Below are 23,871 nucleotides of genomic sequence, written 5' to 3' on the forward strand. Positions count from 1 at the left end.
CCAACTATCTTGCTGCTTGTACTTCTGGTTGCAGCTTTAAGTCATTCTCAGTATCGGGAATAAGTCTTTGCAAAATTTGGGCGATCGTCGGGAGGAATACAATCACTACAACTACACCAATCGCGTTAAACAAAATTTGTGCGTTAGCGACTTGGCGACCGACACCCGCACTACCAGAGAATGAAAGGACGAGTTGTACTAACAAGGGCGCAAAAATAATTCCTAAAATGGCGCTCACGAAATTGAACCCAAAATGAAATGCTCCCGTGCGTAATGCCGGACGACCGCGCCCAATTGTCGCAACTAATGTATCGGCGCAAGTCCCAACTTCTGCACCTAACATAATGGCAACTCCTGCTGGTAGGGAAATTAGACCGGAACTTGCTAAGGTAATCACGATCGCCACGGTAGCAGAAGAGGATTGAATAATCACAGTAAATAGCGCGCCGACAGCAGCACCTAAAATTGGATTATTCCCCAAGGTTTCCATTAAACCGATGAAGGGTTCGTAGGTGCGAAAAGGCTTCATAGCTTCATCGATCGCTTCTAATCCGTAAAACATTAAACCAAACCCTAGCAGGACAACACCAAGATTTTTCCAAGTCTTTGTTTTGCCCAAAAATAATAGTAATAACCCTGCAAACATCAGTAGGGGGACGTACTGTTCGATGTCCAAAGAAATGATTTGCGCTCCTACCGCAGTGCCAATATTTGCCCCTAAAACTACTCCCAAAGATTGCACAAAAGTTAAGACTCCCGCACTCACCATCGCGATCGTCATGATAATTGTGACGGAGGAAGATTCTAGTAGTGTCGTGGCTACAGCTCCCGTGACTACGCCCGCAAAGCGGTTTGTCGTAAATTGACTCAAAAAACTTCTCATCCGTTCCGTACCCATGTCCTCTAGCCCTTCGGAGAGGCGGGTGACACCATAGATGAACAGCACTAACCCTGCTAACGCACCCATGCCCATTTTGAAGAAATCAATCAGTTCTTCTTTTTCCTCTGCTGCGGCTGCTGGTGCTTCCCCAGTAGCAGGAGCCTGAGCTATTTCAACTTGAATTGGACGATTTTCATCCGTCTGCACGGGGGTTTGAGCTTGGGCGGTTCCTAAAGCCAAGAAGTTATGCGAGCGAGCAAAGGGAGAAGGTGCGATCGCTAGAGCTGTCACTAATAAACCCAGACTGAAATACTTGAGTATCCGACTCTTAATATGTTTGAATCTATACATTTTTCTGATGGCGCAACTCTAAAACAAAAATAGAGCGGTTGAATTCCGATCGAATGTATAAAAGGAAATATTAACCTAGATATTTTATCAACTCAAAAAGATGGAGAGTAGATTTAGTAACATGTTTTAAAACACATTTTGATTAAACTTGGATTAAGCCAAATTTAAATTTATTTGAACGAAAAGGCTCTGATGCGTGAATAGTAGAAATGTTAAGTGTAACCAGAGGCAAAAGCCAAGCGCGATCGATGAAACCGAAACTAAAAACAAGCGATCGCATCCGCAATTGGCAGGAGTGGGTCCCAGGCTAGCGAAGGTGTAATATAAGTATCATTAATCTAGAATGGGCAGATCATGCTGGTTTCAGTCCTTGGAAGTTCCCCATCCGCAGACTGAACGAATTGAGTTAAAGTTTTTGCACAAGCCTTTGACTATAAAGCTTCTGGTTGTTGCGTGACACTTCGTTGCAGCGACCCTACCTTTGGGTCTTTAACCGGAAATATTTTGGTGATTTTTCATCCAGTAAATGTAATGCTCTGGACATGGCATTTATTCGATGATAGCAAGAGTTCTTGGTTGATAACTTAAGTCTATCAAAACTATTTAAAAACTTCTCACTTAAGTCAATCGAGAAGAAACTAGAATTCTTAATTTTTTCAATTCTTGGCTTTTAGCTCTAGAATATGTTTGAAATGTTTAAACAGCTTTAGCTTATTCAAAAATGAGAGTGCCTAATCTTGCGAATTATAGGTTGAGTTGATAATTCCTTGCGCGTCTAAGTGTGCTTTGAATGAACGGCAAAGTTCATCATAAAAACGGAAGGTGTTTTCCATTGTTACCTGTGTCTGTTTAGGCTTACTAGTTAGTCGATGATGTTATTTGCCCCGTTGGAGAGCTACACCTTCCGCTTGCTCCGATTGGTGTGCTTGTTCAACCTCTCTCCTAAGATTTGTCAGCCAATCAGGACCTTTGAATTAGCTATCGTCGGAAGAATCAGACGATGCCTCAAGGTGCATCTTAGTTACATCAAGTAATGCTTGCAAAAGCATTTCCTGTATATCTACTAATCCATTTGTACCACCGACTACAGCTTTCATTTCCCAATCAGTTAACTCATTAAGTAAGCTGTTAGAAGCCCAAGATATCTCAGAGTTCACTGAATTAAGTGTGGATATCTTAATTCTCGCCATTTTTTTCTCCTTCAGTAGTATCCAAAAGTATTTAGACATGAGATTGAACTATAGCTTGTCTAATCTCATCTTTATATTTCGGTATTAAACTGAAAAATTCAAGTTTTTAATTTAAGTTTTGTGTCTTAATTAAGGTAGTTATGTCTTTCAACTCTTCAAAGCTGTTAAATAATTGAGATTCTTCTAAGATATAACTAGAAACAGTTGCATTCAAAATTCAATACTTCATCGTTTCTGATAAAAAATATAAGCAGTTTAGATGTAAAGAAGTTAACAAGATTTGAGCGCAAATTATGTGTCTATAAGTCTAAATAACTAGTTTTTTAAACATATATTAATCAAGGCTTAAATGTCAATTTACTTATTTTTAATTTAGCCCTCCTTCACTCATTAGACTTCATGTAGGAATTGGGAAAAGGAAGCTGAAGTGGGTTAAAGGAATAGAATTTTCCCTTTCAGAGTTATTCTTTAACCTTTTACCACAAAAGCACATATTCGTAACAGGTTTAGCTGTCAATTATCAGCTATCAGTAACTGAGGTTGTGGAGATTTGATTTTCTACTCTCAAGTGCGATCGCCCTTTGTCCCACTGATACCTTGTTGCTGGGGTAGTCCTAAATAAGTAAGGATAAATTGTAGTGATGAATGAAATATCAGATAGTGGGACTTTAAAACTTTCTAAGCCCAAATATAGCCGAACTTAGCTCTGTGAGAGGCAAATACATCAACATGCTCATTAAGCCAGCGGACCAAACGAAACTCGACTGCGGTGCGGAATGCCTCCAATGCTTCGGCAAAGGTTTGTAAGGGTTTGGTTGCCCAACGTCTGCGGAATCCGCCGGTCAACTGATGCCAAAGGATGAAGGTGTAAGCGATGAACACTAAAACCCAATGACGCTTCATACTCAGAGCATCCCGAACTTGATACTCACTCAAACCCAACCAGCCCTTGGCTTCTCGATAGAAGACCTCCACCCAGTTGCGAGCAGAATATGTTTGAGCTACCCAAGCCGCACTGACTTGGTTGTCAGAGGCATTGGTGAGAAAGTAATCCACCTCCGTCGCTTGCTCGAAACTAGAGGCATTGAGTTGAATCGCCAGCCAGCGAGTGCCTTCGAGCTTCGGAACGTGAACTGGTAACAGCGCCACCCAAACTGTCCGGGGCTGCTCCAGATTGAGTTGCACAGGTGTGAACTGCTCCACTGCCAAGGTTTGAGCAATAGCTTCTAATCCCTGCTTACGAGCAGACTCATCACCTGATGTTTGAGCAGTAACTTGGCGGTTTTTGGCGATTGCTGCCACGTAAGTTAGGTTTCTCGACTCCAACTGCTTGAGAAAAGGCGTGTTATTACCGTAGCCTGCATCAATTACAGTCACACCCGGTCGATAACCGCGCTTCAAGCATTGGTCAACCAAGTCTAGAGCCAGGTCAGGTTTTTTCTGGAAGTTGGGGTCTGCCTTGCCTTGCTCGAATAAACTTGCGTGTTGATAGAGTGCAACATCTAACGGCAGACGTCGCACTCCATCATACAAGTAGGTAGTCAGCAGCACAATACCATTGTCAGTCTTGCCAATCTCCCCAATGTACTGCCGTCCTACCCCATCAGTAGCCGCACCACTTTTGCGATGTCCCGAATCATCTACAATCAATGTGAAACCTTGACTCGGGGTCGTCTGGCGACACTGGTGCATCACCTCCAACCGCCGATTATTTAGCTTGACTTCATCCCAAGGGGCATTGTTGAGAAAATGTCTGAGGCTGTTGTAGGAGCCATCTACTGTATTTGTGACCAGTTGGCTCAGGTTTTTGCGCTGACTCTCACCCAGCAGTCCCCCTAGATAAACACGAAATTCCTGCCGCTGCTTCTGACGCGAAAATACATCATCAAACCGACGACACCAGTTCTCAAAGCACTGCGGCATCGCTGCTGGTACTTGATCTTTCACCTTACGTTGCTCCTGTCGAGACTGACGTAAAACGCAACTCCTACCCGCATTCTAGCTCAATTTGCTCCATCTTTCTTACAAAGTCCCACTAGCACTAATTTGAGAGCCATTAGTACCAGTCAGTTGTTTGGTCTTGATGGTCATGTTACCCGCATTACTGATTCCTCCTGCACTTACGTCATTAAAAACAGAGCTGCCCACAAGTGTCACTGCCTCTGTTGCGTTGAGAGTGACATCTCCTGCCTGAGAGCCAGACGAACCAAAATTCCTCAATATCCCAGCATTAAGAGAGCTGTTATCTATATTGATATCCTTAGCAGTAATTGCAATATCACCACCTCCACCAGCAGACACGATAAAGCCAGCTCTGTTAGTCAGCGACACATCAGCTCTTGGTAGACCATCGGGAACGCTGAGGCTAAGTTTGTCACCATTCACGTTTAGTCCTACCGTCCCCGTTCCTGCTACCGCCGCTATATCGACCCGACCATTAAAAGCAACGATACCACCACCATCGGCTTTTAGATCGCCACCTGCCAGTAGTAAACTTTTACTATCTGGAACTCTTAAGCCAAAATATGTAGTGTCACTACCTGCTGGATCTCGCCCCGCATCAGCTTTTGAATTGTTCTCAATTGCGGCAGCTCTTGCTTGATTGTTCCAACGCGCTAGTACAAACTACGCACTTTCAGTGCGAGACTTTAGTAGCTCCTTCTATATGCGATAGGCTGGAGCTAAAAGTATATGGCAGAGAATCGACACAGTGGACATACAGTAACAAGGCTAACAGTTCACATTGTCTGGGTCACGAAGTATCGCTATCACGTTCTCAGGGGAGAAGTCCAGAAGCGATGTCGAGAACTAATTATCCAAATCTGCGATGCCGAGGACATCAAGATTCTCAAAGGAGCAGTGAGTAAAGACCACGTCCACATGCATATAGAGTATCCTCCTTCAAAAGCGATTAGTGACATCGTGAAGCGACTTAAGGGCAGAACTTCACGCCTGCTGCAACAGGAGTATCCAGAGTTGCACAAGCGATACTGGGGTAAGCACTTTTGGGCGATCGGCTATGGAGCATGGAGTACAGGTAACATTACAGAGGAGTTGGTGGAAGAATACTTGGAGCATCATCGCAGTCCATCTAATATGGAGCGAGATAATTTCCTCTTGGAGTAGTAGACTTTCAGTCCTAGTTAAACCTATGCACTGGAAGTGCATAGTGGTTTAGTAAATAAAAACGCCGAAGGGTTGACCGTCAGTAATGGAGGAGCGTTAGGATCGGTTGCACTGAAAAAGCCTTGTTCGCCAAACTGGATAGCATCGGCTGTACTCGCTACAAACGAGCCGCCTATACGTAGTTGGGCATTCTGACCGACAACAATACCGTTAGGATTGAGCAAAAATAAATTAGCCGCACCGTTAGCTCGAATCAAACCATTAATATCAGAAACCGAGCCACCCGTAACCCTAGTGAGGATATTTTGAATATTTGCTCCATTATCAAATAAAGCTGCCCGTCCATTAGGGATGGAAAACCGATCAAAGCTATGAAATAAATTACTTCCCTGTGTGGCTCCACGGAGATTGTATCTATCCCATCTGGGCTGGAATTGACTATAGAATTATCTGCGCCTAGAGTACTATCGGGCACGATTTGAGAATCCGGTACAACCTGAGCTAGCGCAGCATTCCCAAAAGCGATCGCGCTCCCTACCACCACACCAACCAACCCTAACCGCACTCCCCACCCAAAAATCGGAGATATTTGTAGATATTATCTATAGTAGTTACTTGGTTAAATCAGACACAAATGGCGAAGCATCAATAACTATAAATATTCAAGAGAAAAAAATCAACCCAATGTTATAAAGACACGATCGCATCGCATGTGTGATAACTTCAGATTGCAGTCTGTTACAAAAGCACTTGCGGATCGCCCCGCCCTTGCTTCACCCTTGCCTGACCACACCCTTGATTGTCGCATCCAGTATGTCTAAATCCTTTGCTGGATAAGCATAAACTCTAGTACCCCTGTACAACTTCGTGCTAGGCAGCGAACCATGCCGTTCCTTGTAACTGTCGTTGACAAATAGCTCAATTTTGATCCGCTGGTTTGCACTAATTGACAATCCTAAATATTTCGCTCTTTCTTGAATTGACCAAAAATCCTGCTCTCTCTTGAAAGGCTTTGACCTGGCATTACCTTGAGATGAATAGGCGCTTAACTGCCCTTCTAAAAATGCAAGTTTCTCAGACAAGGCAACAATCTTATTTTGCAGTGGATGAGTGGCTAGATATTCATCTACACTTCCCCTAACTCGCTCGTCAAAACGCTTGTCCAATGCGCTTACATCCAGATTGTCAAGGGAACCATCCAGGTAGAGCTTGATAAATTCAGTGAGTGTGGCTGTTGCAGTTGTACCCCTTTCCTGACATCGGGTGATGAACTTTGCCCACAACCCCTCATCGCAGTTAAATGAGGCAAGCTTCTTGTTACGCCCTGTGTTACTCATGTCCAGGTTTTATATAGGTAATATCTAGGTAAGCTGTAGCTCTAAACTCTTTTGCTCATCAAGGTGCTATCCAGATAATATCAGGGTACGCCGTGCAGGTGAGTATTGTTGTAGAAATACTTTGGCTTGCTATGATGAGCGATCGCCAACCGGATAGAGATGGTCAGACTACAATCATTACGATGTCAGCATACCTGTAGTAAAATACCAGTGTCTGCAATGCGCTCTTGTGTGTGAGTGCGTTGTTTGTTGTCAGCAGCCCTAGTGTGTTGTTATTCTGGGGCTGCTTCAATATTTTCAGTTGTCCAGTGGATGTTTTCAAATTGCCTAGTCTGATAGTGGACGACCGATCGTATAATTAGCAAGAAAATCTTTGTCCGGTCGTAGGCTGGTGTGTGACGATACCGAACCCCACCGGATGTAAATGGTGAACGAGCGGGAATTGGACGTGCATCACGGACTTTATATTTGTAGTTGGACGGGAATCTGTTGTGAAACGGACGATGCAAGTTGAACCAAAAACAGTTAAGGTACAACGACTGGGGAATTATCTACTTCTACCGATACAACATGCCTGCTAAGGATCTCCATACAAAACCGAGCGGCGATTGTTTTTGTTGCGGCTGAGTGTAAGACTCTTGCTCGCTCTCAAGTATCTCTATAGTGGTTGTAACTGTGGCGTAAGTCATCATATAAATCTCTCCAGAACCAATCTTCACTACTATCCTGTCGTCTCTCGATCGCTTGATTCTAGTTGTTATGACAGTTTGTTAACGGTCATAGTAGGTAGTTGAAATCAACAACTCTTCCTAGCTGCAATACATCTATGCAGAACGCAACTATTACCATCACTGATACAACATCATCAGAAACTTGATGTGAAATTGAGGCATGGAAGCGATAGAATTAGCGAGAGCGATCGCGGGGCATGTGATGGTTTGAGATGGCGACGCTCTTTACCAGCGCCAATAATACTGACAACTCATTTTTCAGGAGATCTCCTATGGAACTCGGTGGCTGGACTCCTATCTTCATTACTATTGGGGTGTGTATCCTTCTAATCACACTCTTGCCCATTGGCTTCTGGATTTACTTTGTCTTTTTGTAAGTATTTACAAAACACAGGGAGTAGGGAGCGCTTGTAGCAAGCGCTCCCTACCCCCTGTGTTTTGTAAAAATAGCAAGGAAGTTTAGATGATGGTATGCTACAGGCTGGCATTTGGTTAAGTGTGAGCCGTAGCTAGAAATGACTTGCATCATCGCACTCTTCAATCAAGCTGGTGGGGTAGGGAAAACAACCTTGACCCAAAATTTAGGCGATCGCCTCAAAGCGCGGGGACATCACGTGCTGTTAGTTGACCTTGACCCCCAAGCCTCCCTAACTACCTTCATGGGTGTCGCTCCCGATAGCCTGGAGAAGACTCCCTTTGATGCCCTGGTCAATGAAGAACCCTTGTTCATCCTTAAAGACGTTCATGGCATGGATCTTGCCCCTGCCAATATCACCCTGAGCGCCGCCGAAATCCAACTAGTTAATCTAGAATTCCGAGAAGCTCGCCTCAAAGAAGCTCTCGATCCAAAGCGCGACGACTACGACTTTATCCTCATTGACTGTCCCCCTAGCCTTGGCTTACTCAGCTACACCAGCCTGGTCGCCGCCACCCACGTCTTGATTCCGATCGAAACGCACTTCAAAGCCTTCCAAGGGACTAACTTGCTCCTGCAAACTGTTGCCAAAGTCAGAAAGCGGGGCAATCGTTCCTTGCAAATTGCTGGCTTTATCCCCTCGCGTTACGCTGCTACTAACTCCCAGGACAGGCGCACCCTTCAAGCAATCAGAGAACAGTTTGGCTCGATTGGCACTGTCTACGAGCCTATCCCTCGCCTCACTGCTTTTGCCGATGCTTCGGAAGAACAAGTTCCTCTGGCGATCTACGATCCTAACAATCCAGCCCTTAAAGTCCTCGATCAATTAGCTGTCCAGATGGAGAAACTCAATGACTCGCCAGCCGCGCCGCAAGAATGATAAACCCTACAAAGCTCAAGCCAATCTCGACGTGCTATTTGGGGAAGCGGAGACTACAGCTTCACCCCAGACTGTGAAGCTGGATGCCATCACCATGCCTCAACAGCAACCCCGCCGTTATTTCGATCCCCAGAAGTTAGCACAGCTGACGGAATCGATTAAAGCACACGGCATTTTAGAAAATCTGCTGGTTCGACCCGTCGAAGGAGAAGAAGGCTTATACGAGCTAGTCGCTGGCGAGAGGCGATATCGCGCTGCTCAAGCTGCTGGACTAGAAGAAGTCCCCGTCGCCATTCGAGAACTCACCGACTCACAAGCCTTGCAAATTTCTTTAATAGAGAATTTGCAGCGAGAAGATTTGAACCCCGTAGAAGAGACGGAAGCAATTCTCCACCTGCTAGCATCCCGACTCAAAATCGCTGTAACCGAGGTTAGCTCTCTACTTTATCGGATGCAGAATGATGTCCAGCGAATGAATGATAACGTTATCATTCAACCAGAAGCCGAAACGGTGAAGCAGGTTTTTGCCCAATTGGGGTTGATGAGTTGGGAGTCATTTGTCAGCAACCGCCTGCCCCTGTTGAAGCTACCAGAAGATGTTTTAGAAGCACTGCGCTCTGGTGAAATTGAATACACCAAGGCAAAGGCGATCGCTAAAGTCAAAGACGAGCAGCAGCGGCAAGCGATATTAGCAGAAGCAATTCGAGAAAATCTCTCTTTGAGTGAAATTGGGGAACGGCTAAAAACCCTTCAGCCCCAAAAAGTTTCATCTTCCTCGCCTAAAACTCAAATACAATCAATTAGCCGCCGCCTCAACCAGTCACAACTTTGGGAACAAGACCCCAAGAAATGGAAGCAAGTGCAGGGCTGGTTGCAGAAGATAGAAAGGCTGCTTGAGGAAGGATAATGACAGGGGGAAATTAAAGTGAGTAGTGAGATTGCGATCGCTCTCTGATTAAACCTTTTGTAAAGAAAGTTACCTGATAATTCTTAAAACATCATTAAATCTTCACCCGACAACAGTAGAATTTCTCTCCTGTCTACCGGACTGTCTGCCGGACAATTAAAGGGTATCCGGTAGACAACGAGCAACTGTATGGCAGACACTACACCAGACACCACACTAGACAGCAATCAAATTGAAGAAAATTTTTCCAAAATTGCTATAGGAGATTTACAAAAAAAATATTCGATTGGACGCGACCCGTTGTATGCCAGGATGAACTACTTGCAAATTACAACTTGGAAGATCGACCACAAAGCTTACTTAGATGCCGACCAAGTAGCGCACATGGACGGGCTACACGCACACATCCAGCAGACAGGTAAGATGAAGGGCTACCCGATACCAGAGCCATCGGGACCAGTGGAGTTAGAGCCAGAAGAAACGACGGCGATTGTCGAAGCTTCCCCACAACAAATCTCCGCACAACCGAGTTTCGTGCCGACAGGAGAGCGATCGCACAGTGGCGAGATGGAGCCGATGAACCAGCTAGTCAAAAATGCTCAAAACAAGGCTCAGTAGATCGATAAGTTTACTTGGTCAAGGGTAAAAAAACGGCTCGAACCACTGGAAAATGGTGTTCCACCGCATGGCATAAGAATTCCAGCATCGTTTTAAGGGGAAATAAATGCTGATAAACCAGACGTGGGCCGAAACGGCTGCGACTAACAAAATGCCAGCGCAAATAGACCCACAAATTGACTAACACAAATGCCAATGCCACGAATAATAGACGCACAACCGGATTTTTGGTAGTGGTACGAATCCGGCAAAGATTCTTGCTTCGGTAACTGGTTTCAATGCCAAAGCGAGAGCGATAATTATGATGCAATGTAGACAGGGCAAGTTTGATGCCGTGGACGGCATAAACCAAATACTGAATCCCTCGTCGTCCCCGCTGCCCCCGTTGGTAGCGACAGACCACGCCCATGTTGCACTCGACTGCTCCATAGGAGCCACTCAACCTGTAGGTCGTGAAGTAGCTCTTGCGCCCTTTCAGCAGCTGCCGAGTGCCACCTTTTTTGCCCCGAATGATGGCAGGCATGATAAACGGGAGGTTGAGCGCTTTGAGCCAGCGAATTACTGGAACACAGAAAAATCCTCGGTCGAGATACAGACGTTTGATTCCCAGTCGCAGGGGCGAAAGGGCTGCTAGCAGATACGTCAAGGTTGCCACTAACGTTTCTTGTCGATGCACTGCATGAACTGCCAACGTAACACGCTTGTTTCGAGCAATCACATAAACAGTTGCGTAGGCGAAGAACGAGGTAGTGCCCAATTTGGCTTGAGAACGATAGATGTAAGGTTGCTCGGCTGGAGTTGGATTGCCGTAGTATGGAATCAAATGTAAGTCGATCGCCAGGCGTTGCTTGCCTCTGGCAATGCGGGGTGGTACTCGGCTTTGTAATGCCTGATTCAGTTGCGCTTCCAGACCCTGCATCTCATCCAACTTGTCCAGATGATAACGCATCGTGTTTCCGGTCGGCACTCCCGTCAGTTGTTGGGTTGTGTGTTCGATGCTGTCCTGCTTGCTTGCCGCTCGAATCAAGACTTGAAATATTGTTTGCGGGTTGCAATCTCCTTGAGTCGGAATTGTCAAATGCTCCAGCAGACAATCCAATGCTGCATTCAAGGTAGCTTCATCAGTCAGCGCCGGGGCAGCAGATAATGGGGATGGGGATGACAGGGTCATGGCTCAACTTTGATCAATGCTTGCCTGACTCTACCCCTTTCTTGGAGAATTTTCGATCTACTGAGGCTACTGGTGTCTTGATTGCAGAGAATATGTTGGCAGCGGAATACATCAAAAACCCTGACAAGCTACCGGAAGAGTTAAGAGAACAAATCAGGCAGTCGTCCGTACCCCCTGCTGTTGACCCTTTCGCATACGCCAGCGCGTTAATGAACTTCGCGGGACTGGCGGCTTAGGTAAGACTTCTCTAAACTTCCTGGCGCTGGCAACGGTTAGCTGCACGGCGGTGGTCTTCGGTGTTTCGATCATCTCTATGTTTGTGGCATCAATAGGAGCGATCGCCATTCTGCTCAATTGTCTCCCAGCTCCCAAGACAGGGAACTCCAAACCGACTGATGCAGATGCAACAGAAGATGAGCTAAGGGAGATAGAGCTGCCACCAATTGTAGAATCGTCTAGACCAAAGCGACTCTATAGACAAGCTGAAGCCAATCGAATCAAGGCTTCCCTATTGGCAAATAGTTCTATCCTTGTCGTCGGTGAGGAGGGCTGCGGCAAGTCCGAATTAGCAACAGCAATAGTAGAAAGTCTTCAGGGAGACGGGTTTACAGTGGCAACCACAGAACCCGCTACACCCAAGCAAATGTTAACAGAGATAGCAGAACAGTTAGGTGTGGAAACCCGCTCTCTCGAAGGGAAGGCATTGACAGCTGACAGATTGCAGGTGGCGATCGCTGACTACTTTGAGGGCAACACTGCATTTTTGGTAATTGACGATGCTCACTTGTGTGAATCCAAATTCAGGATTTGGCTCAAGACACTCAAGCGCCAGGGCGTACCCATGTTGTTATTCGCAACTGACCCGCCCAGGAGCGATGTGTTTATCAACCTTCCCAGGATTGAATTAGCGTCGCTACCAGAATACGCTATCCGCGAACTGATGGAACAAGCTGCATTAGATCGGGGAATTAATCTAAAGCCATCAGACTTAGCAAAACTACAAGAACGGGCGGGAGGCAACCCAATGTTAGCAATCAGGGCAATTGATGAGGAATATTTGGGACTGGAAGTGGAAGCCGGAGATCATCGCCGCTACTTCGATATTACGCCGTTGATTCTGTTGGCTGGAGTTGGTTTTGTGATTATGCGCTTCATTGGGTTAGGGACTGGCGACCAGGCACTCTACATTTTCGGTGGCATCGCGGCGGCTGTGTTTTTAGGATTATCCCGACTGCTGTACAACCTGCCAGGGGAGGACAGGAGAATTCGCTAACACCATCAGGAGCAGGGAGCAGGGAGTAGGGAGCAGGGAGTCAAGAGTCAGGAGTTGGGAGTGAATGTTAGGAGTAAGTCACCTATTAATTAGCGGCACGGCGACAAGTCTCATCCTGGGGACGGCAGATCCGAGCGTCCTGTTGGTGGGTGCGATCGCTGGTCTGCTCCCTGATGTTGATATCTCTACCTCTCCGGCTGGTCGAGTCCTCCCTTGGGTCAGCACTTACTTCGAGCGCCGCTTCCCTCATCGCAGTTGCACTCACAGCCTGCTAGCTACTGGAGTCGTGGCGATCGCGGGTTACTCTTTATCTCTAGTTTTAGGGGAAAAAGTCTTACCCTACACAACAGCTTTGAGTATTGGCTATTTCTTCGGTTGGTTTGCTGATGTGTTTACAAGGGGTGGCGTGGAAATGTTCTATCCCTCCCCCGTCCGCTGCGTTTGTCCAGGGAATCGTAAATTCAGACTGCGGACTGGAAGCAATGCCGAGTATGGGTTACTGGCGCTACTGGTGGCGATCGCTTTCCTTGCTTTCAACATTAATAGTAGTGGTGGCATCCTTACCCAGTTCAACCGCTTGATTGCTAGCCCTTCTGGAGTGGAGCATCTATATAATGAGTCTGGTTCTACTCACCTGATTACCGCTCATATCAAAGGAGTGCAAATAAGCGATCGCAGCAAAGTTCTAGGGGATTATCTAATTGTCGAGGCTCACGGACAAGGTTTTATTGTCTCCTCGTCCACCGGACAAATTTACAAAGCAGGCACGGAGCCAGACGCGCAGATTTTCACGGAAAAGATTACAGCTGATATAGGCACACCTGCAATTACCAATGTTGAATCAGTAGTGCTGGACGAGGAAGAGTTAGGAGAGAAGCTGAATCCTTTCAACCGCACCACCGGAGCAATGGTATTTGTCACGGGACAACTGACAGTTGACGATCCTGAAAGTATCCGAATTATTCAAGACCCGCGACAATTCTCTACAATTCGCGCCTCTGGAGCGGGAAATATAACCCTAGAGGCTGCACCATTGGCAACCGTTCAGCAAGTTTTAGGCGATCAGTTTGCTACCGGACAACTACAAATCAGGAGTATCAATGTCAGCCAAGCCGCTACCAACGCCAGTCCTTAAGCCCAGTGAGAGGAAAAATACCCCCAAAACTAGCAGCAGTGCTGGAATAGTTTTAGGGGAAAATGTCACCTGGAATCCTACCAGTTTACCCAACGGTCATGTGGTGTTGATTGGTGGTAGCGGATCGGGAAAGACCCAAACTTTAAAATCCCTTGCGTATGAACTTCCCAAGCTGTTTCCCACAGTGAGAATTATCACGATTGATTTTCATGGGGACCAAGAGTTACCTTCCGAAACCTGCTATCCCCTCGACATGGAATCGCCCTATGGGATCAACCCGCTTACGGTTGACTTAGATACGAAAGGCGGTGGTCCGGCGCTCCAAGCGATCGCCGTCGCGGTGATCCTCAAGAAAGCTTTTGTCATGGGCGCAAATCAAGAGGGGCTATTGATCTCAATCTTAGAAAGGTGCTATGCGCTGCGGGGCATAGCCCAGGATGACCCTGCAACCTGGAGACGCAAGCCACCGACGTTTGCAGACCTAGAGTCAGAGATTGAAAGCCGGATTGAGGATGGTTGCAAAGAGTCACAAAAACTTGCTCTGAAACTGGCAGCTACATTTCAATACGGCATCTTCTCTAAAGACCAGCCATCGCTAGCACAGCATCCGATTACCAGATTTGACTTGTCGGCGTTGGGTAAAGTACCAGGGTTAAGCGCGATCGCTACTGAATCTATCATTAAACAGCTGATGGACTCTCATAGATTGATAGGTGAAACCAGCGACAAAACACCCAGGACATACATATTTATCGATGAAGCCAAGGAAATAAAGGGGTCTAAGAGTTTCGATTTGGTATTGGCGGATGGTAGAAAATATGGGCTATGTGGGGTTGCAGCATCGCAGCGAGATGCACATATTTCAGATAACGTCATTGCCAACTCTGCCACCAAGATAGTCTTGGGTGTAGACCAAACCGAAGTAGCGAAAGTGTCTAAGCGGTTCAGATTTGCCTCTGACTTGGTAGCAAACCTCGCTCCCCTAGAAGCTTTGGTGAGGATGGGGACACAGGGACATCGTTGTAAAATCAAGCCTTTCTATGAGCGAGTGGAATAGCAGACTCACTATAGCTGCTGTCCTGGTGGCGCTGATAGTTGTGATCGCTCATTCCTCAAGGGGCGATCGCAACTTTGCCATTGCTGCCAACAGCGAACCTACTCCCGAAGTGGTGGAAACTAACCCTAGTGGTTCCCCTCGTATACTCAAATTTAGTTTGTCCCTGTCATCACCTAAAGATTTGAAGGTACACCAGGGAGACACGGTAACAGCAGGTGAGGTGCTGGCAGACAGGGTAGAGGAGCGATCGCGGTTGACAATTGGGCGCAAATCCCTGGATCTTGCCTACCAACAAATCCAGCAGAGAGTTCTACTGAAGCCCCCCGTTCCCCTCGTCCCCCCTGCGGTTCGGTCGCTGCCTCCCATCTCCTATGCGGAGGAAGCAGCGCAGATCCAAAGCGCATCAATGGCTGTGAGTGAGGCAGAGAAAGCCTTACAGCAACAGAGTGATTTTACCAAGACTCTTCCCCTGGAAGAATCCAGCGCCGTAGATTCAGCCCGTGTCAAAGTCGAGAATCAGCAGCGGTTGTTGGAAAACCAAAAGCAGAAACTTCAAGCCGTCCAGTTGCTCAAGGATCTACCCCCTGAAGTTGAGATCCACGAACAGGAAATGCTGAAGCGGCGAGAATCGGAGTTGCAGCAAGCCACTGCCGAATATCAACAAGCCAATTCCAAGCTAACCATTGCTGTCAACACCAGGAATGAAAGGCTAGCTCAACTGGCAATGGCACTACAGAAAGCCAGGGCAGAACACAATCTGGCGATCGCTAAGCTTCAAACCAAAAAGGACACCAGGGCATATGCAGAATATGAAGCATCAGTCACCGCTGCCAGGAGAGCAGAAGAGAAGAACTCTTCGCAGCAATCGTACTACCGACAACTGCAAGACTTCCAACAGCAGGAGCGCGATCGCTCATTCCAGCTTGCCCAACTCACTTCTAAAATTGCCGAAGTTGACGAAAAGCTCTCTACCATCAACGTTGTCACTAGCCCGTATTCTGGGAAAGTCAGGCGAATCAAGGTTGTCGGGCAGACAAACTATTGTTAGTCTGTCGAGCTTACTTTGGTTGTCGCTAGGGAAGGCGATGGCTCAAACTCTACCACCTCCACCTCTAGTCCCCAATCCCCAAGCAGCCCCTTTAACACAACAGGATTCACCAACAGTAGATGATGGGGGAGAAATCATCGAAACATCAGAGGATTCTACTTTGGAGCAGTCGGGTGAGGAATCCACAGGAGAACCACCCCAACCAAACAAGACAAATCCCCTGGAACCAGCCGGAAGTGATATTGATGCGATAATTCGGACTCGGATTAATGATGACTTGTGGAATGCAATGAAAGGTGATTTGCCCTGCATGGTAGCAACCCGTGACTGTATCTCATCTCTACAGTCAGCTGCCACACAACATAATCCCCTGCTCAAAGAAGTCGATGCCAGGATCGAAGAAATCAACAATAAAATCGAGGAAGCAAGGGCAGCTAACAAAAAGGCTGTAAAGTTGTCTGTCATGACTCCGGCGCTGCAAGCCCTAATCCAACCCCAGCAAATACAGACCGCAGAAGGGAAGACGCATCAAACGGGGGGCTTTATTTCTAACCTCGCCTCACTATTTACCAATCCTACTGGAACGCTAGATAAATTGCTCAATGCTGTTGGAGTTCCGTTGTTACAAGCCTCCTTTGGTGGAAATGCAGAGAATCAAAGAAATGCGATCGCCATCTCTGACTTGCAGGTGAAGTCAGCGGAGTTACAGCGGGGACGGGCAGAGTTAGCCAACAAAATCAGAGAACAGGTTTATTTGGCTGCTTTTGAGTATGACGAAGCTGCCAGAGAATTTCAGATCTCCCAGGAGATAGCCAAGCGCGATGCTGTCAGGATGCGGCTGCTAGAAGTAGAGTATCGGTTTGGTGGTGGAGATAGTAATAGTTATCTGGGTAGTCTAAATGGTCTTGATTCTCGCAAGGCTCAAACATACAGGGCTTGGGCGAGTATGCGATCGCGGATTGAGAAAATTAAGCTGTTGGTTTTGGGGGTAGAAGAGTAGATGGATGCCTAAGCCAGAGTTAATTTGCCAGTTGGGGAAGAGCGATCGCTTCTGATCGGAATTATTCAAAAGATCTCCGGTCATCGTACCCAGGATGAACTCTACAAATACCTGGAAGTCAGCCCCGACCAGGTATGCGGTGCGATCGCCGCTTTATCGATGCTCACGCCGGTTGAGCAAGAGCCGGCTTACTTCGAGAAACCTTACCTGCACAAAGCAGCCAGAGAGGAGTAGGGTCAGGGACGCTGATTCAATTATGGTTAAATATTACACCGAGTAAAATTAGTAATTGACTTGTCGGGGGCGTAACGTATAGTCGAGGGGAATGTTGCCACTAGAAATCTCCAAAGATCGCAAACTAATGCTGTGTGTGCAACGTCGCAGATGCAGCTTTCATCACCTTTTGATGCTGGAACGTGATATTTTAGCTTCTAAATGGTTGAAGCAGTTGGGTAAATTGCGCTGAATTGACTTCATCGTCGACTTGCTCTGTTTTTTGACCTCTTTGGCTAACTAAGGGGTTTGGAACAGCTTGTTAAAAACAGTCAGTTAGGAAAGCAACTAAATATCACTCAACTTAATGAACTACCCCGTCCGCTTGCGGCGGATAGTTCGTTGTAGTATGTGGCGAGTAAATTCGTTACTTATCCAAAATCAATAAACGATTGGTACACAAATCCTGGGTCCTTTTAGGGACATGGATAATAACCAATACATCCACCAATAATCTTGCCTCCCGCGCAGCAAATTGCTATAAAAGCATAGCAGCCCCAATGTGGATAGTCTCTAGGGCACTCCTCAGGACCAAAAAAACTTGTTGTCAACTCTGGTCTCTCACAGCTAGCAGTAGATGGAGCTTTCCTGATTCTTGCAGATGATCCTACAGCAACCTCGACTCTGCTATTATCAACGCGCACACTATCTGTTGGAACCTCTAGAATAACCTCTCCATCGGTACTTGTTAAGACAGAATAGTTTTTTTCTTGCTCTGCAGTACCATCAAAGGGAATCCAGTTAGGCATTGTAGTCATGAGAGCTGATTTATAAAGTAAAAATCAAGCAGCTAGTCGTCTCAGCATCAGCCGTACCATAGCAGCGTAGACCATAGATTCACTTATTTCCGGTAGGAGTTCATAATCCTTACTTAGTCGTCGATAGCGTCCTAGCCAGCCAAAAGTTCGTTCAACTACCCATCTTCTGGGCAAAACTTCAAACCCATCTGTAATCCGCTTAACTATTTCTACTTCTGCACCGCAGACTACCATTACAGCTTGTGCAAAATTCTCTCCACTGTAGCCACTATCTGCCCAAATTAGCTCTAAAGACTTAGAGTTATAGCACTCTTCTAGCAATGCCACTATTGCTCCTAATCGTTCTGAAGCATTAGCTTCGGTGATTACTACACCCATTAGTAGTCCTTGAGGATCTACTACGACATGGCGTTTGCGACCTTTAACTAGCTTGCTGCCATCAAAGCCGGATACTTCCCCTTTTTTTCCGTCGTTTTTACGGACTGGCTATCCACAATTGCAGCAGTAGCTTGATGAGATTTGCCCAGCTTCATCCGTACTTGTTCACGTAAGGCAAGATTTATCTGCTGCCAAATTCCTCGTTTTTGCCAACGCCGAAAGTAATAATAAACCGTTGAATAGGGTGGGAAGTCATGTGGTAGCATCTCCCAAGCACAGCCAGTTTTCAGCAAATAAAAGATGGCATTTACTACCTCACGCATATCCACAGTACGTGGATGTCCTCCTGGTCTTACAGGTGGAATTAATGGTTCAATGATTTGCCATTCTCGATCGGTTAAATCACTTTTGTAAGCTTTTCTACTCATGAGGCAATGCTTTGGGCTACTGTCTTGTCATAGTAAAAGCCTCTTGCCTCCATTCTCGCTGCTTTCAACTTTTCTTTATAAATGACCTCTTATCAGTTCCGATACTACTCCTTTTGTAATTAGAGATTTTCAACTTCGGCAAGTAGCTGAAGCAGATGAATTAACACTTGTATCTAGTGCTGTAATATCGTTACCAGGACAGGCTCAGGAGAATATGATAGAAGATATAATAGTTTTTCCTGCTCCATTTCAAATTGCTCCAGGGTGTTTTAAAATTAATTATCGATGTGGTCATGATACTTGTAGAACACGTTGGGGTTGGGAGTATCCTTGTCGTTATAGATGTGAGTCACAGATTTGTGGGGGAGATTGTTCAGGACCTATTACATGTAGAAATTGGAGGGATAATGGTAATTCTTGCGGTTTCTTCTGTGGTTAAAAGTGATTAGCCTAATTCTGAAAAAGCCTTTCTAATCTCCTCCTAAGCGCCGTCTTTAGCTTTTCGATGTTCTGAAACAATTCGAGAGATAGTTGGTTGGCTGACTTTATAAAGTCTTGCTATCTCCGCTCCTGTTTTCCTATATTACAGTTGTAGATAAGCTAAACTAGATTTGTAAGGAAATACAGTTTAGCAATGCTTGATACATCCAACGTGTTTTTAACAGGTGTTGCATTAGAAGCGCTCTCCCAATGGAGCAGTAGATTGAAAGCGTTTCAGCAAAAACTGGGAAAGCACTTCGCTCGTTCTGAAGCACGTCTTGCAGCGTATGACTATATCCAGGCACTACTAAGCCCAGTTGAGCGGAAGAATGGATGGCAAATGGCAGAACAGGTAGGGTATAGCAATCCCTATCGCTTCCAACATTTACTAGGACGGGCGCAGTGGAACGCGGACGCAGTGTGTGCAGAAATTAGAAAGTATGCAGTGGAGCATTTGAAGAGTGAAACAGATATTTTGGCAATTGATGAAACAGGTTTTCTGAAGCAAGGAGAGCAGTCAGTAGGCGTACAGGTGCAGTATTATGGCACAACTGGACATTTGGAGAATTGCCAGGTAGGTGTGTTCATGTCCTACATTAGCGACAAAGGACATACGTTGATCGATCGCCGTTTGTATCTACCGCGCACATGGAGTGAAGATCAAAGCAAACGTAAGAAGGGAGCAGTTCCAAAATCAATCACATTTGCGACTAAACCTCAACTAGCACAACAGATGTTGGAATCAGCTTTTAAAGACGGAATACGTCCCGCCTGGTTTGTTGCTGATGAGGTTTATGGCAACGATGGTTCATTGTGGTGGTGGCTGGAAAAGACTGCTAAACAACCGTATATACTCACGGTCAGCAAGAAGCAGCCTGTAGTTATTGGCTGGCAACGTTATCAAGCCCAAGAACTGTTACCTCAGCCGGACAGCCAGCTGTGGCAACGTCTTAGCTGTGGAGCTGGCAGTAAGGGAGAAAGATACTATGACTGGGCGAAAGTGCCAGTTAATTGTGACAGATCAGATGGTTTTCAACGTTGGTTATTGTTCCGCCGCTCTCTAGAACACCCTGAAGATCCTCGCGTCAGCTACTATCAAGTATTTGCTAAGAGCGATACTACCCTAGAAACGATGGTTCAAATCGCCGGGCAAAGGTGGCGGATTGAGGAGTGCTTTAAATTTGCTAAAGACCAGCTAGGTTTAGGAGAGTACGAAGTTCGTTCCTGGCATGGTTGGCATCGACACATCACCCTCGTCCTGGCTGCTCAAATATTTCTCACCGTCTTACGACACTCTTGTGAGCCTGCTATTCACTCCTCTACCCCCCCTTTACCTCTAGTAACAACTGGCAGTCTAACTGCGTTCAAAGCGGCACGAGGTTTATTGTCCGACTAAGTATCTGGGAGATGAAGCGGTGGGTATCTCGATTCTTGTTTCCCACATTCTGGTGTCTTGAACACGTTTTGCGTTGGTCTTATTGGCGCAGATCTCATCAAGCTACTGCTCGTTACTACCATTACCAAAAGCGAATTCATTCCTCTATTTATCTACAACTGTAATATCCTACCGGAGAGGACGTTATCGGCAATATCTGCCCGCTGTGCTTGGCTCAGCTTTTTCCGCCTTCCGCCAATTCGCCCTTCGGCACGGTCAGCAGATAGCCCTGCATTAGTACGTTCCCGAATCATGGCACACTCAAATTCTGCAAACGCGCCAACCATGTTTATCATCATGCGTCCGGCTGCGGTTGTAGTGTCAATCGCTTCTGTCAGGGAGCGAAACCCTGTACCTACCTTATCTATTTTGTCCATGAGAATAAGTAGATCTTTGAGCGATCTTGAGAGCCGGTCAAGCTTCCAGACAACAACCGTATCGCCCATGAGTAGCAATGGAACAGGAATGTACGTTAAGCCCAAAAGGCATACTGTAATAGAGTTTTAGCCGTCGCCCAAAAAGGTGTTTATTCCTGTGATAAAGATTCTTATCACAGGAAAACTATCCTCAAAGCCTTAACAAATGGTGATAATAAATCATTGCTGAAGATTGAAATTTTATTGTTATCGCAGGAATCGGTTCTTAGCATCGCAGGAATCGGTTCTTAGCGTACATTTTGATTTCAATGCTACTCAAGGGCAATGACAGGCTCTCTAGCGTTACCCCAAGTTCAAGAGTTTGTTTGCGACCACTGCCGCTTCCTCTCAATTAGTCAAGGTTTAGGGGTAAAGAACTCGACGCTATCGACAACAGTGGGATTCCAAGCATCGCGCATGGTGCGACCGCCGCGACTCCAAGGTTTACCGGGAATTTCAGAGAGGGTACCGTTAGAGTTAGGCACTTTACCGAGGGCACCACCAGCGATATTAGGATACCAGCGAAGTTGACCAGTAGCAGTGCTGAGTCTTTGGGCACCGTTACCTTTAACAATAGCGGCAACATGACCGTGACCGTTAGCCTTTCTAGCGGCAATAACAAATACACCTTGCTCTGCGAGGGCGTCAGCTTGTTCCATAGTGTCAATTGTATTCCAGTTGTTCTTCAGCCAGTCTACTTGTTGGTTAGCTAGAACTAGAGGTAGATCGTAACCTAAAGCCTTAGCTAAGTGATGCATGGATTGATTGCAAGCACTGTAGTATTTTTCAGCCATCTCCGCAGCTTTCTTAGCGATGTCCTCCGCTCTTCTACGCTGTAATTCTTCAAGAGGCGGAGCAGGGGGTCCCGGTGGTGGTTTAGGTGGGCCGACGCTAGCAGCTTCAGCATCGCACCTAACATCCTTAACAGCTAGGTTATACCGTTCGGTTTCTAAGTCTGCCGCCAATCTGTAATCTATGTTGTAAGGTGCCTCTGCTGTATCTGTTAGGTCTAAGTTATTCTCCTGCTCCAGTTTATTCTCGTTTAATTCATTATCTACTTGTTCGCAGGGTAAATCATTTATATGCTGCGGTATATTTGCATTCGAGTCTAGTACTTCTCCATCTTGGTAGTCCAGAGTACCTGGTATCCATGACATCTTAAAATATGAGAGCGAATTAGGTAAATAACAGTACATTCCGGCTACGTTACCTAATACCGCTTGACATTCTTCCCAGGCATACCTACCGTAGTACGGCCTGTTCTCCCCCTCTGGTATTACCCCTGCCTCCTCTCCTAATGCTGTTCCTATACCCAAGCCACTACATACCAAACCACTTGTTAGTATTATTGCCTTTACAATTCTTAACATGGTAAGAGAATCTAGAAACTGACAAGTTATACCTCCATTGTGGGAGGTTTATACAAATTGTGATAAAGTATTGCAGATAGCGTACTAGGCATCACCGTGCCAAAACGGGAAAATTGTACGCTAAGGCTGAAAGTCTTGTTCAACAAGCATTTTAGCCACTCATTTTTAACAGCGCCCGCTGTATGGCTGTTTACCCTCAGTTGATTGGTGCAGAGTAGTATGTATTCCTTGCATCTTGACAAGATTTTTGAAAAAAAGTATTTTTCATGGCCGCATAATCAAGCTATAGGGGGTAGAGTGCGATCGCTCAACAAACTTTTGTAAAACCTCAATCCCATCGGTAGCAGCTGCCTCACTAGATCCATCGCCTTCCAGGGCTTGATTTTGGGCTTGTGTCTGGTCTTGAAGGCGCATCTTTTTGAGCAGTGCTTTGAGAGTTGTTCGGGCTGGGTGTCGAATATAGGCTATCTAGGGAGTAGACCACGCGGTATCCTGCCCTTGATACTCGCTCTCCCCATTCGCGATCGCTTAAAGATAGCAAATTATCATTAAACAACCTAACTTTTTCAAACATCCACGCCCAGGTGAAAGCGTTACCCGTGGCGGCATATCCATTCTGGGCATAAAGCTGTTGATTGAGATGCATTAGCCGATCCACATACTCTACTGGGTTGGGCTGAGAGCGCAGGTAGGACATTTCAATATGACCTGCTACGATCCCCGCGTCAGGATTAGACAACAGACTTCGCACCCCTGATTCAATCCAGTTCGTCACTGGCAGACAATCAGAGTCAGTAAAAGCAATAATCTTTCCCCTAGCTGCTGTTACTCCACAATTCTTAGCTGCATAGCTCCCTTGCTTATTCTCTTGTAGATATTTCACATTGGGAAACTGCTGACACACACTGAAAATGTTTTCAGTCGAATTGTTGTCAACAACGATGACTTCATAAGAGATATACGGATAGGTTTGGTAATACAAGGCTTTGAGGCACTTGTGTAGGCGATCGCGCTCGTTGTAGACAGGGAAATAACTGAAATAAAAGGGAGGCTACTTTGAACCTCCCTGTGATGCGGGGCTTTCATCTCTAATTAGTCCGTCACCCCAGAAGAAGACAGGAAACACAAGGGAGACGAGGGAGATACAAAAGAACGCTGGAGGCGGGTTAAATTCTGTCTCCAATTTTCATCTTCCGTTCTGTCCCCTAGCTCCT

24 protein-coding genes and 2 pseudogenes are annotated in these 23,871 nt (G+C 46.2%); 13 read left to right on the forward strand and 13 right to left on the reverse strand.

Annotation, left to right across the window (positions count from 1 at the left end):
- Nucleotides 1-4 precede the first annotated feature (4 nt).
- The 4 genes from N4J56_RS36795 to N4J56_RS36810 all read right to left on the reverse strand — a co-directional run bounded on the left by N4J56_RS36795 (nucleotide 5) and on the right by N4J56_RS36810 (nucleotide 4,806).
- Nucleotides 5-1,231, reverse strand: a complete 1,227-nt coding sequence (locus N4J56_RS36795; RefSeq protein WP_317111804.1) for a Na/Pi symporter — start codon at nucleotides 1,229-1,231, stop codon at nucleotides 5-7.
- 974 nt (nucleotides 1,232-2,205) lie between these two features.
- Nucleotides 2,206-2,421, reverse strand: coding sequence for a hypothetical protein (locus N4J56_RS36800; protein WP_317111806.1), 216 nt, complete (start codon nucleotides 2,419-2,421; stop codon nucleotides 2,206-2,208).
- A gap of 678 nt (nucleotides 2,422-3,099) precedes the next feature.
- Nucleotides 3,100-4,368, reverse strand: coding sequence for an IS701 family transposase (locus N4J56_RS36805; protein ID WP_317104593.1), 1,269 nt, complete (start codon nucleotides 4,366-4,368; stop codon nucleotides 3,100-3,102).
- 75 nt (nucleotides 4,369-4,443) lie between these two features.
- Nucleotides 4,444-4,806: a hypothetical protein gene (locus tag N4J56_RS36810; protein ID WP_317111808.1), complete on the reverse strand. Its 363-nt coding sequence runs from the start codon at nucleotides 4,804-4,806 to the stop codon at nucleotides 4,444-4,446.
- On the opposite strand from N4J56_RS36810, the gene N4J56_RS36815 reads away from it, so the two are divergent.
- Together N4J56_RS36815 and tnpA are read left to right on the forward strand one after the other, a co-directional pair.
- Complete coding sequence (locus tag N4J56_RS36815) at nucleotides 4,793-5,023, forward strand: hypothetical protein (RefSeq protein WP_317111809.1); 231 nt, start codon at nucleotides 4,793-4,795, stop codon at nucleotides 5,021-5,023. The genes N4J56_RS36810 and N4J56_RS36815 overlap by 14 nt on opposite strands.
- A gap of 89 nt (nucleotides 5,024-5,112) precedes the next feature.
- Complete coding sequence (tnpA, locus tag N4J56_RS36820; RefSeq protein WP_317111811.1) at nucleotides 5,113-5,547, forward strand: IS200/IS605 family transposase; 435 nt, start codon at nucleotides 5,113-5,115, stop codon at nucleotides 5,545-5,547.
- A gap of 23 nt (nucleotides 5,548-5,570) precedes the next feature.
- On the opposite strand, the gene N4J56_RS36825 is transcribed toward tnpA, so the two are convergent.
- The 4 genes from N4J56_RS36825 to N4J56_RS36840 form a co-directional block, all read right to left on the reverse strand.
- A complete protein-coding gene (locus tag N4J56_RS36825; protein ID WP_317111897.1) occupies nucleotides 5,571-5,900 on the reverse strand; it encodes a filamentous hemagglutinin N-terminal domain-containing protein in 330 nt (109 codons plus the stop codon).
- Nucleotides 5,801-6,112, reverse strand: coding sequence for a hypothetical protein (locus N4J56_RS36830; RefSeq protein ID WP_317111812.1), 312 nt, complete (start codon nucleotides 6,110-6,112; stop codon nucleotides 5,801-5,803). Before N4J56_RS36830 ends, N4J56_RS36825 begins: the two co-directional genes overlap by 100 nt.
- 208 nt (nucleotides 6,113-6,320) lie before the next feature.
- Nucleotides 6,321-6,884: a hypothetical protein gene (locus N4J56_RS36835; RefSeq protein ID WP_317111814.1), complete on the reverse strand. Its 564-nt coding sequence runs from the start codon at nucleotides 6,882-6,884 to the stop codon at nucleotides 6,321-6,323.
- Nucleotides 6,885-7,790: 906 nt separating this feature from the next.
- On the reverse strand, nucleotides 7,791-7,919 hold the full coding sequence (locus tag N4J56_RS36840; protein WP_317111815.1) for a hypothetical protein: 129 nt from the start codon (nucleotides 7,917-7,919) through the stop codon (nucleotides 7,791-7,793).
- Nucleotides 7,920-8,130: 211 nt separating this feature from the next.
- Here N4J56_RS36840 and N4J56_RS36845 point away from each other — a divergent pair, with 211 nt between their 5' ends.
- The 3 genes from N4J56_RS36845 to N4J56_RS36855 all read left to right on the forward strand — a co-directional run bounded on the left by N4J56_RS36845 (nucleotide 8,131) and on the right by N4J56_RS36855 (nucleotide 10,435).
- Entirely contained in the window at nucleotides 8,131-8,910 is a 780-nt protein-coding gene (locus tag N4J56_RS36845; RefSeq protein WP_317111816.1) for a ParA family protein, read from the forward strand.
- Nucleotides 8,882-9,817 (forward strand): ParB/RepB/Spo0J family partition protein, encoded by a 936-nt coding sequence (locus N4J56_RS36850; RefSeq protein ID WP_317111817.1) that lies wholly within the window; start codon nucleotides 8,882-8,884, stop codon nucleotides 9,815-9,817. The genes N4J56_RS36845 and N4J56_RS36850 overlap by 29 nt, the downstream gene beginning before the upstream one ends.
- A 189-nt stretch (nucleotides 9,818-10,006) precedes the next feature.
- Nucleotides 10,007-10,435, forward strand: coding sequence for a hypothetical protein (locus N4J56_RS36855; RefSeq protein WP_317111819.1), 429 nt, complete (start codon nucleotides 10,007-10,009; stop codon nucleotides 10,433-10,435).
- Between the two features lie 10 nt (nucleotides 10,436-10,445).
- On the opposite strand, the gene N4J56_RS36860 is transcribed toward N4J56_RS36855, so the two are convergent.
- A complete protein-coding gene (locus N4J56_RS36860; RefSeq protein ID WP_317106316.1) occupies nucleotides 10,446-11,606 on the reverse strand; it encodes an ISH3 family transposase in 1,161 nt (386 codons plus the stop codon).
- A gap of 41 nt (nucleotides 11,607-11,647) precedes the next feature.
- Between N4J56_RS36860 and N4J56_RS36865 the strand changes: the two genes are divergently transcribed.
- The 7 genes from N4J56_RS36865 (at nucleotide 11,648) to N4J56_RS36895 (ending at nucleotide 17,353) form a co-directional block, all read left to right on the forward strand.
- Nucleotides 11,648-11,842 (forward strand): hypothetical protein, encoded by a 195-nt coding sequence (locus N4J56_RS36865; RefSeq protein WP_317111821.1) that lies wholly within the window; start codon nucleotides 11,648-11,650, stop codon nucleotides 11,840-11,842.
- A gap of 83 nt (nucleotides 11,843-11,925) precedes the next feature.
- Nucleotides 11,926-12,879, forward strand: coding sequence for an ATP-binding protein (locus N4J56_RS36870; RefSeq protein ID WP_317111823.1), 954 nt, complete (start codon nucleotides 11,926-11,928; stop codon nucleotides 12,877-12,879).
- Between the two features lie 64 nt (nucleotides 12,880-12,943).
- On the forward strand, nucleotides 12,944-14,014 hold the full coding sequence (locus N4J56_RS36875) for a metal-dependent hydrolase (protein ID WP_317111824.1): 1,071 nt from the start codon (nucleotides 12,944-12,946) through the stop codon (nucleotides 14,012-14,014).
- Nucleotides 13,980-15,071, forward strand: a complete 1,092-nt coding sequence (locus tag N4J56_RS36880; protein ID WP_317111826.1) for an ATP-binding protein — start codon at nucleotides 13,980-13,982, stop codon at nucleotides 15,069-15,071. Before N4J56_RS36875 ends, N4J56_RS36880 begins: the two co-directional genes overlap by 35 nt.
- Nucleotides 15,055-16,119 carry a hypothetical protein gene (locus tag N4J56_RS36885; RefSeq protein ID WP_317111828.1) on the forward strand — a complete coding sequence of 355 codons (1,065 nt, stop codon included), beginning with the start codon at nucleotides 15,055-15,057 and terminating at the stop codon, nucleotides 16,117-16,119. The genes N4J56_RS36880 and N4J56_RS36885 overlap by 17 nt, the downstream gene beginning before the upstream one ends.
- Before the next feature lie 37 nt (nucleotides 16,120-16,156).
- Nucleotides 16,157-17,119, forward strand: a complete 963-nt coding sequence (locus tag N4J56_RS36890) for a hypothetical protein (RefSeq protein WP_317111830.1) — start codon at nucleotides 16,157-16,159, stop codon at nucleotides 17,117-17,119.
- A 24-nt stretch (nucleotides 17,120-17,143) separates the two neighbouring features.
- Nucleotides 17,144-17,353: a hypothetical protein gene (locus tag N4J56_RS36895; RefSeq protein WP_317111832.1), complete on the forward strand. Its 210-nt coding sequence runs from the start codon at nucleotides 17,144-17,146 to the stop codon at nucleotides 17,351-17,353.
- An 821-nt stretch (nucleotides 17,354-18,174) separates the two neighbouring features.
- Here the strand turns inward: N4J56_RS36895 and N4J56_RS36900 are convergent.
- Nucleotides 18,175-18,956 (reverse strand): IS5 family transposase gene (locus N4J56_RS36900; protein WP_317111834.1). Its coding sequence is split into 2 segments (ribosomal slippage): nucleotides 18,175-18,623 and nucleotides 18,623-18,956, totalling 783 coding nucleotides; the frame shifts between segments, so codons are not numbered across the junction.
- 634 nt (nucleotides 18,957-19,590) lie between these two features.
- Here N4J56_RS36900 and N4J56_RS36905 point away from each other — a divergent pair.
- On the forward strand, nucleotides 19,591-20,832 hold the full coding sequence (locus N4J56_RS36905; protein WP_317104652.1) for an IS701 family transposase: 1,242 nt from the start codon (nucleotides 19,591-19,593) through the stop codon (nucleotides 20,830-20,832).
- 167 nt (nucleotides 20,833-20,999) lie between these two features.
- Here N4J56_RS36905 and N4J56_RS36910 read toward each other — a convergent pair.
- The 3 genes and pseudogenes from N4J56_RS36910 to N4J56_RS36920 form a co-directional block, all read right to left on the reverse strand.
- Nucleotides 21,000-21,314 (reverse strand): annotated as a pseudogene (locus N4J56_RS36910) (recombinase family protein); the annotation flags it as partial.
- A gap of 329 nt (nucleotides 21,315-21,643) precedes the next feature.
- A complete protein-coding gene (locus tag N4J56_RS36915; RefSeq protein ID WP_317111837.1) occupies nucleotides 21,644-22,657 on the reverse strand; it encodes a hypothetical protein in 1,014 nt (337 codons plus the stop codon).
- 355 nt (nucleotides 22,658-23,012) lie between these two features.
- Nucleotides 23,013-23,672 (reverse strand): annotated as a pseudogene (locus tag N4J56_RS36920) (glycosyltransferase family A protein); the annotation flags it as partial.
- Nucleotides 23,673-23,871: the final 199 nt, after the last annotated feature.

Source organism: Chroococcidiopsis sp. SAG 2025 (genome assembly GCF_032860985.1).
Classification (GTDB): domain Bacteria; phylum Cyanobacteriota; class Cyanobacteriia; order Cyanobacteriales; family Chroococcidiopsidaceae; genus Chroococcidiopsis.

What these genes read in the sequence shown, in the direction of transcription:
- N4J56_RS36905 (WP_317104652.1), top strand. Translation starts at nt 19,591, where the DNA reads ATGCTTGATACATCCAACGTGTTTTTAACAGGTGTTGCATTAGAAGCG.
- N4J56_RS36915 (WP_317111837.1), bottom strand. Translation starts at nt 22,657, where the DNA reads ATGTTAAGAATTGTAAAGGCAATAATACTAACAAGTGGTTTGGTATGT.
- N4J56_RS36890 (WP_317111830.1), top strand. Translation starts at nt 16,157, where the DNA reads ATGGCTCAAACTCTACCACCTCCACCTCTAGTCCCCAATCCCCAAGCA.
- N4J56_RS36840 (WP_317111815.1), bottom strand. Translation starts at nt 7,919, where the DNA reads ATGAAGATAGGAGTCCAGCCACCGAGTTCCATAGGAGATCTCCTGAAA.
- N4J56_RS36880 (WP_317111826.1), top strand. Translation starts at nt 13,980, where the DNA reads ATGTCAGCCAAGCCGCTACCAACGCCAGTCCTTAAGCCCAGTGAGAGG.
- N4J56_RS36835 (WP_317111814.1), bottom strand. Translation starts at nt 6,884, where the DNA reads ATGAGTAACACAGGGCGTAACAAGAAGCTTGCCTCATTTAACTGCGAT.
- N4J56_RS36885 (WP_317111828.1), top strand. Translation starts at nt 15,055, where the DNA reads ATGAGCGAGTGGAATAGCAGACTCACTATAGCTGCTGTCCTGGTGGCG.
- tnpA (WP_317111811.1), top strand. Translation starts at nt 5,113, where the DNA reads ATGGCAGAGAATCGACACAGTGGACATACAGTAACAAGGCTAACAGTT.
- N4J56_RS36800 (WP_317111806.1), bottom strand. Translation starts at nt 2,421, where the DNA reads ATGGCGAGAATTAAGATATCCACACTTAATTCAGTGAACTCTGAGATA.
- N4J56_RS36850 (WP_317111817.1), top strand. Translation starts at nt 8,882, where the DNA reads ATGACTCGCCAGCCGCGCCGCAAGAATGATAAACCCTACAAAGCTCAA.
- N4J56_RS36845 (WP_317111816.1), top strand. Translation starts at nt 8,131, where the DNA reads ATGACTTGCATCATCGCACTCTTCAATCAAGCTGGTGGGGTAGGGAAA.
- N4J56_RS36875 (WP_317111824.1), top strand. Translation starts at nt 12,944, where the DNA reads ATGTTAGGAGTAAGTCACCTATTAATTAGCGGCACGGCGACAAGTCTC.
- N4J56_RS36860 (WP_317106316.1), bottom strand. Translation starts at nt 11,606, where the DNA reads ATGACCCTGTCATCCCCATCCCCATTATCTGCTGCCCCGGCGCTGACT.
- N4J56_RS36795 (WP_317111804.1), bottom strand. Translation starts at nt 1,231, where the DNA reads ATGTATAGATTCAAACATATTAAGAGTCGGATACTCAAGTATTTCAGT.
- N4J56_RS36855 (WP_317111819.1), top strand. Translation starts at nt 10,007, where the DNA reads ATGGCAGACACTACACCAGACACCACACTAGACAGCAATCAAATTGAA.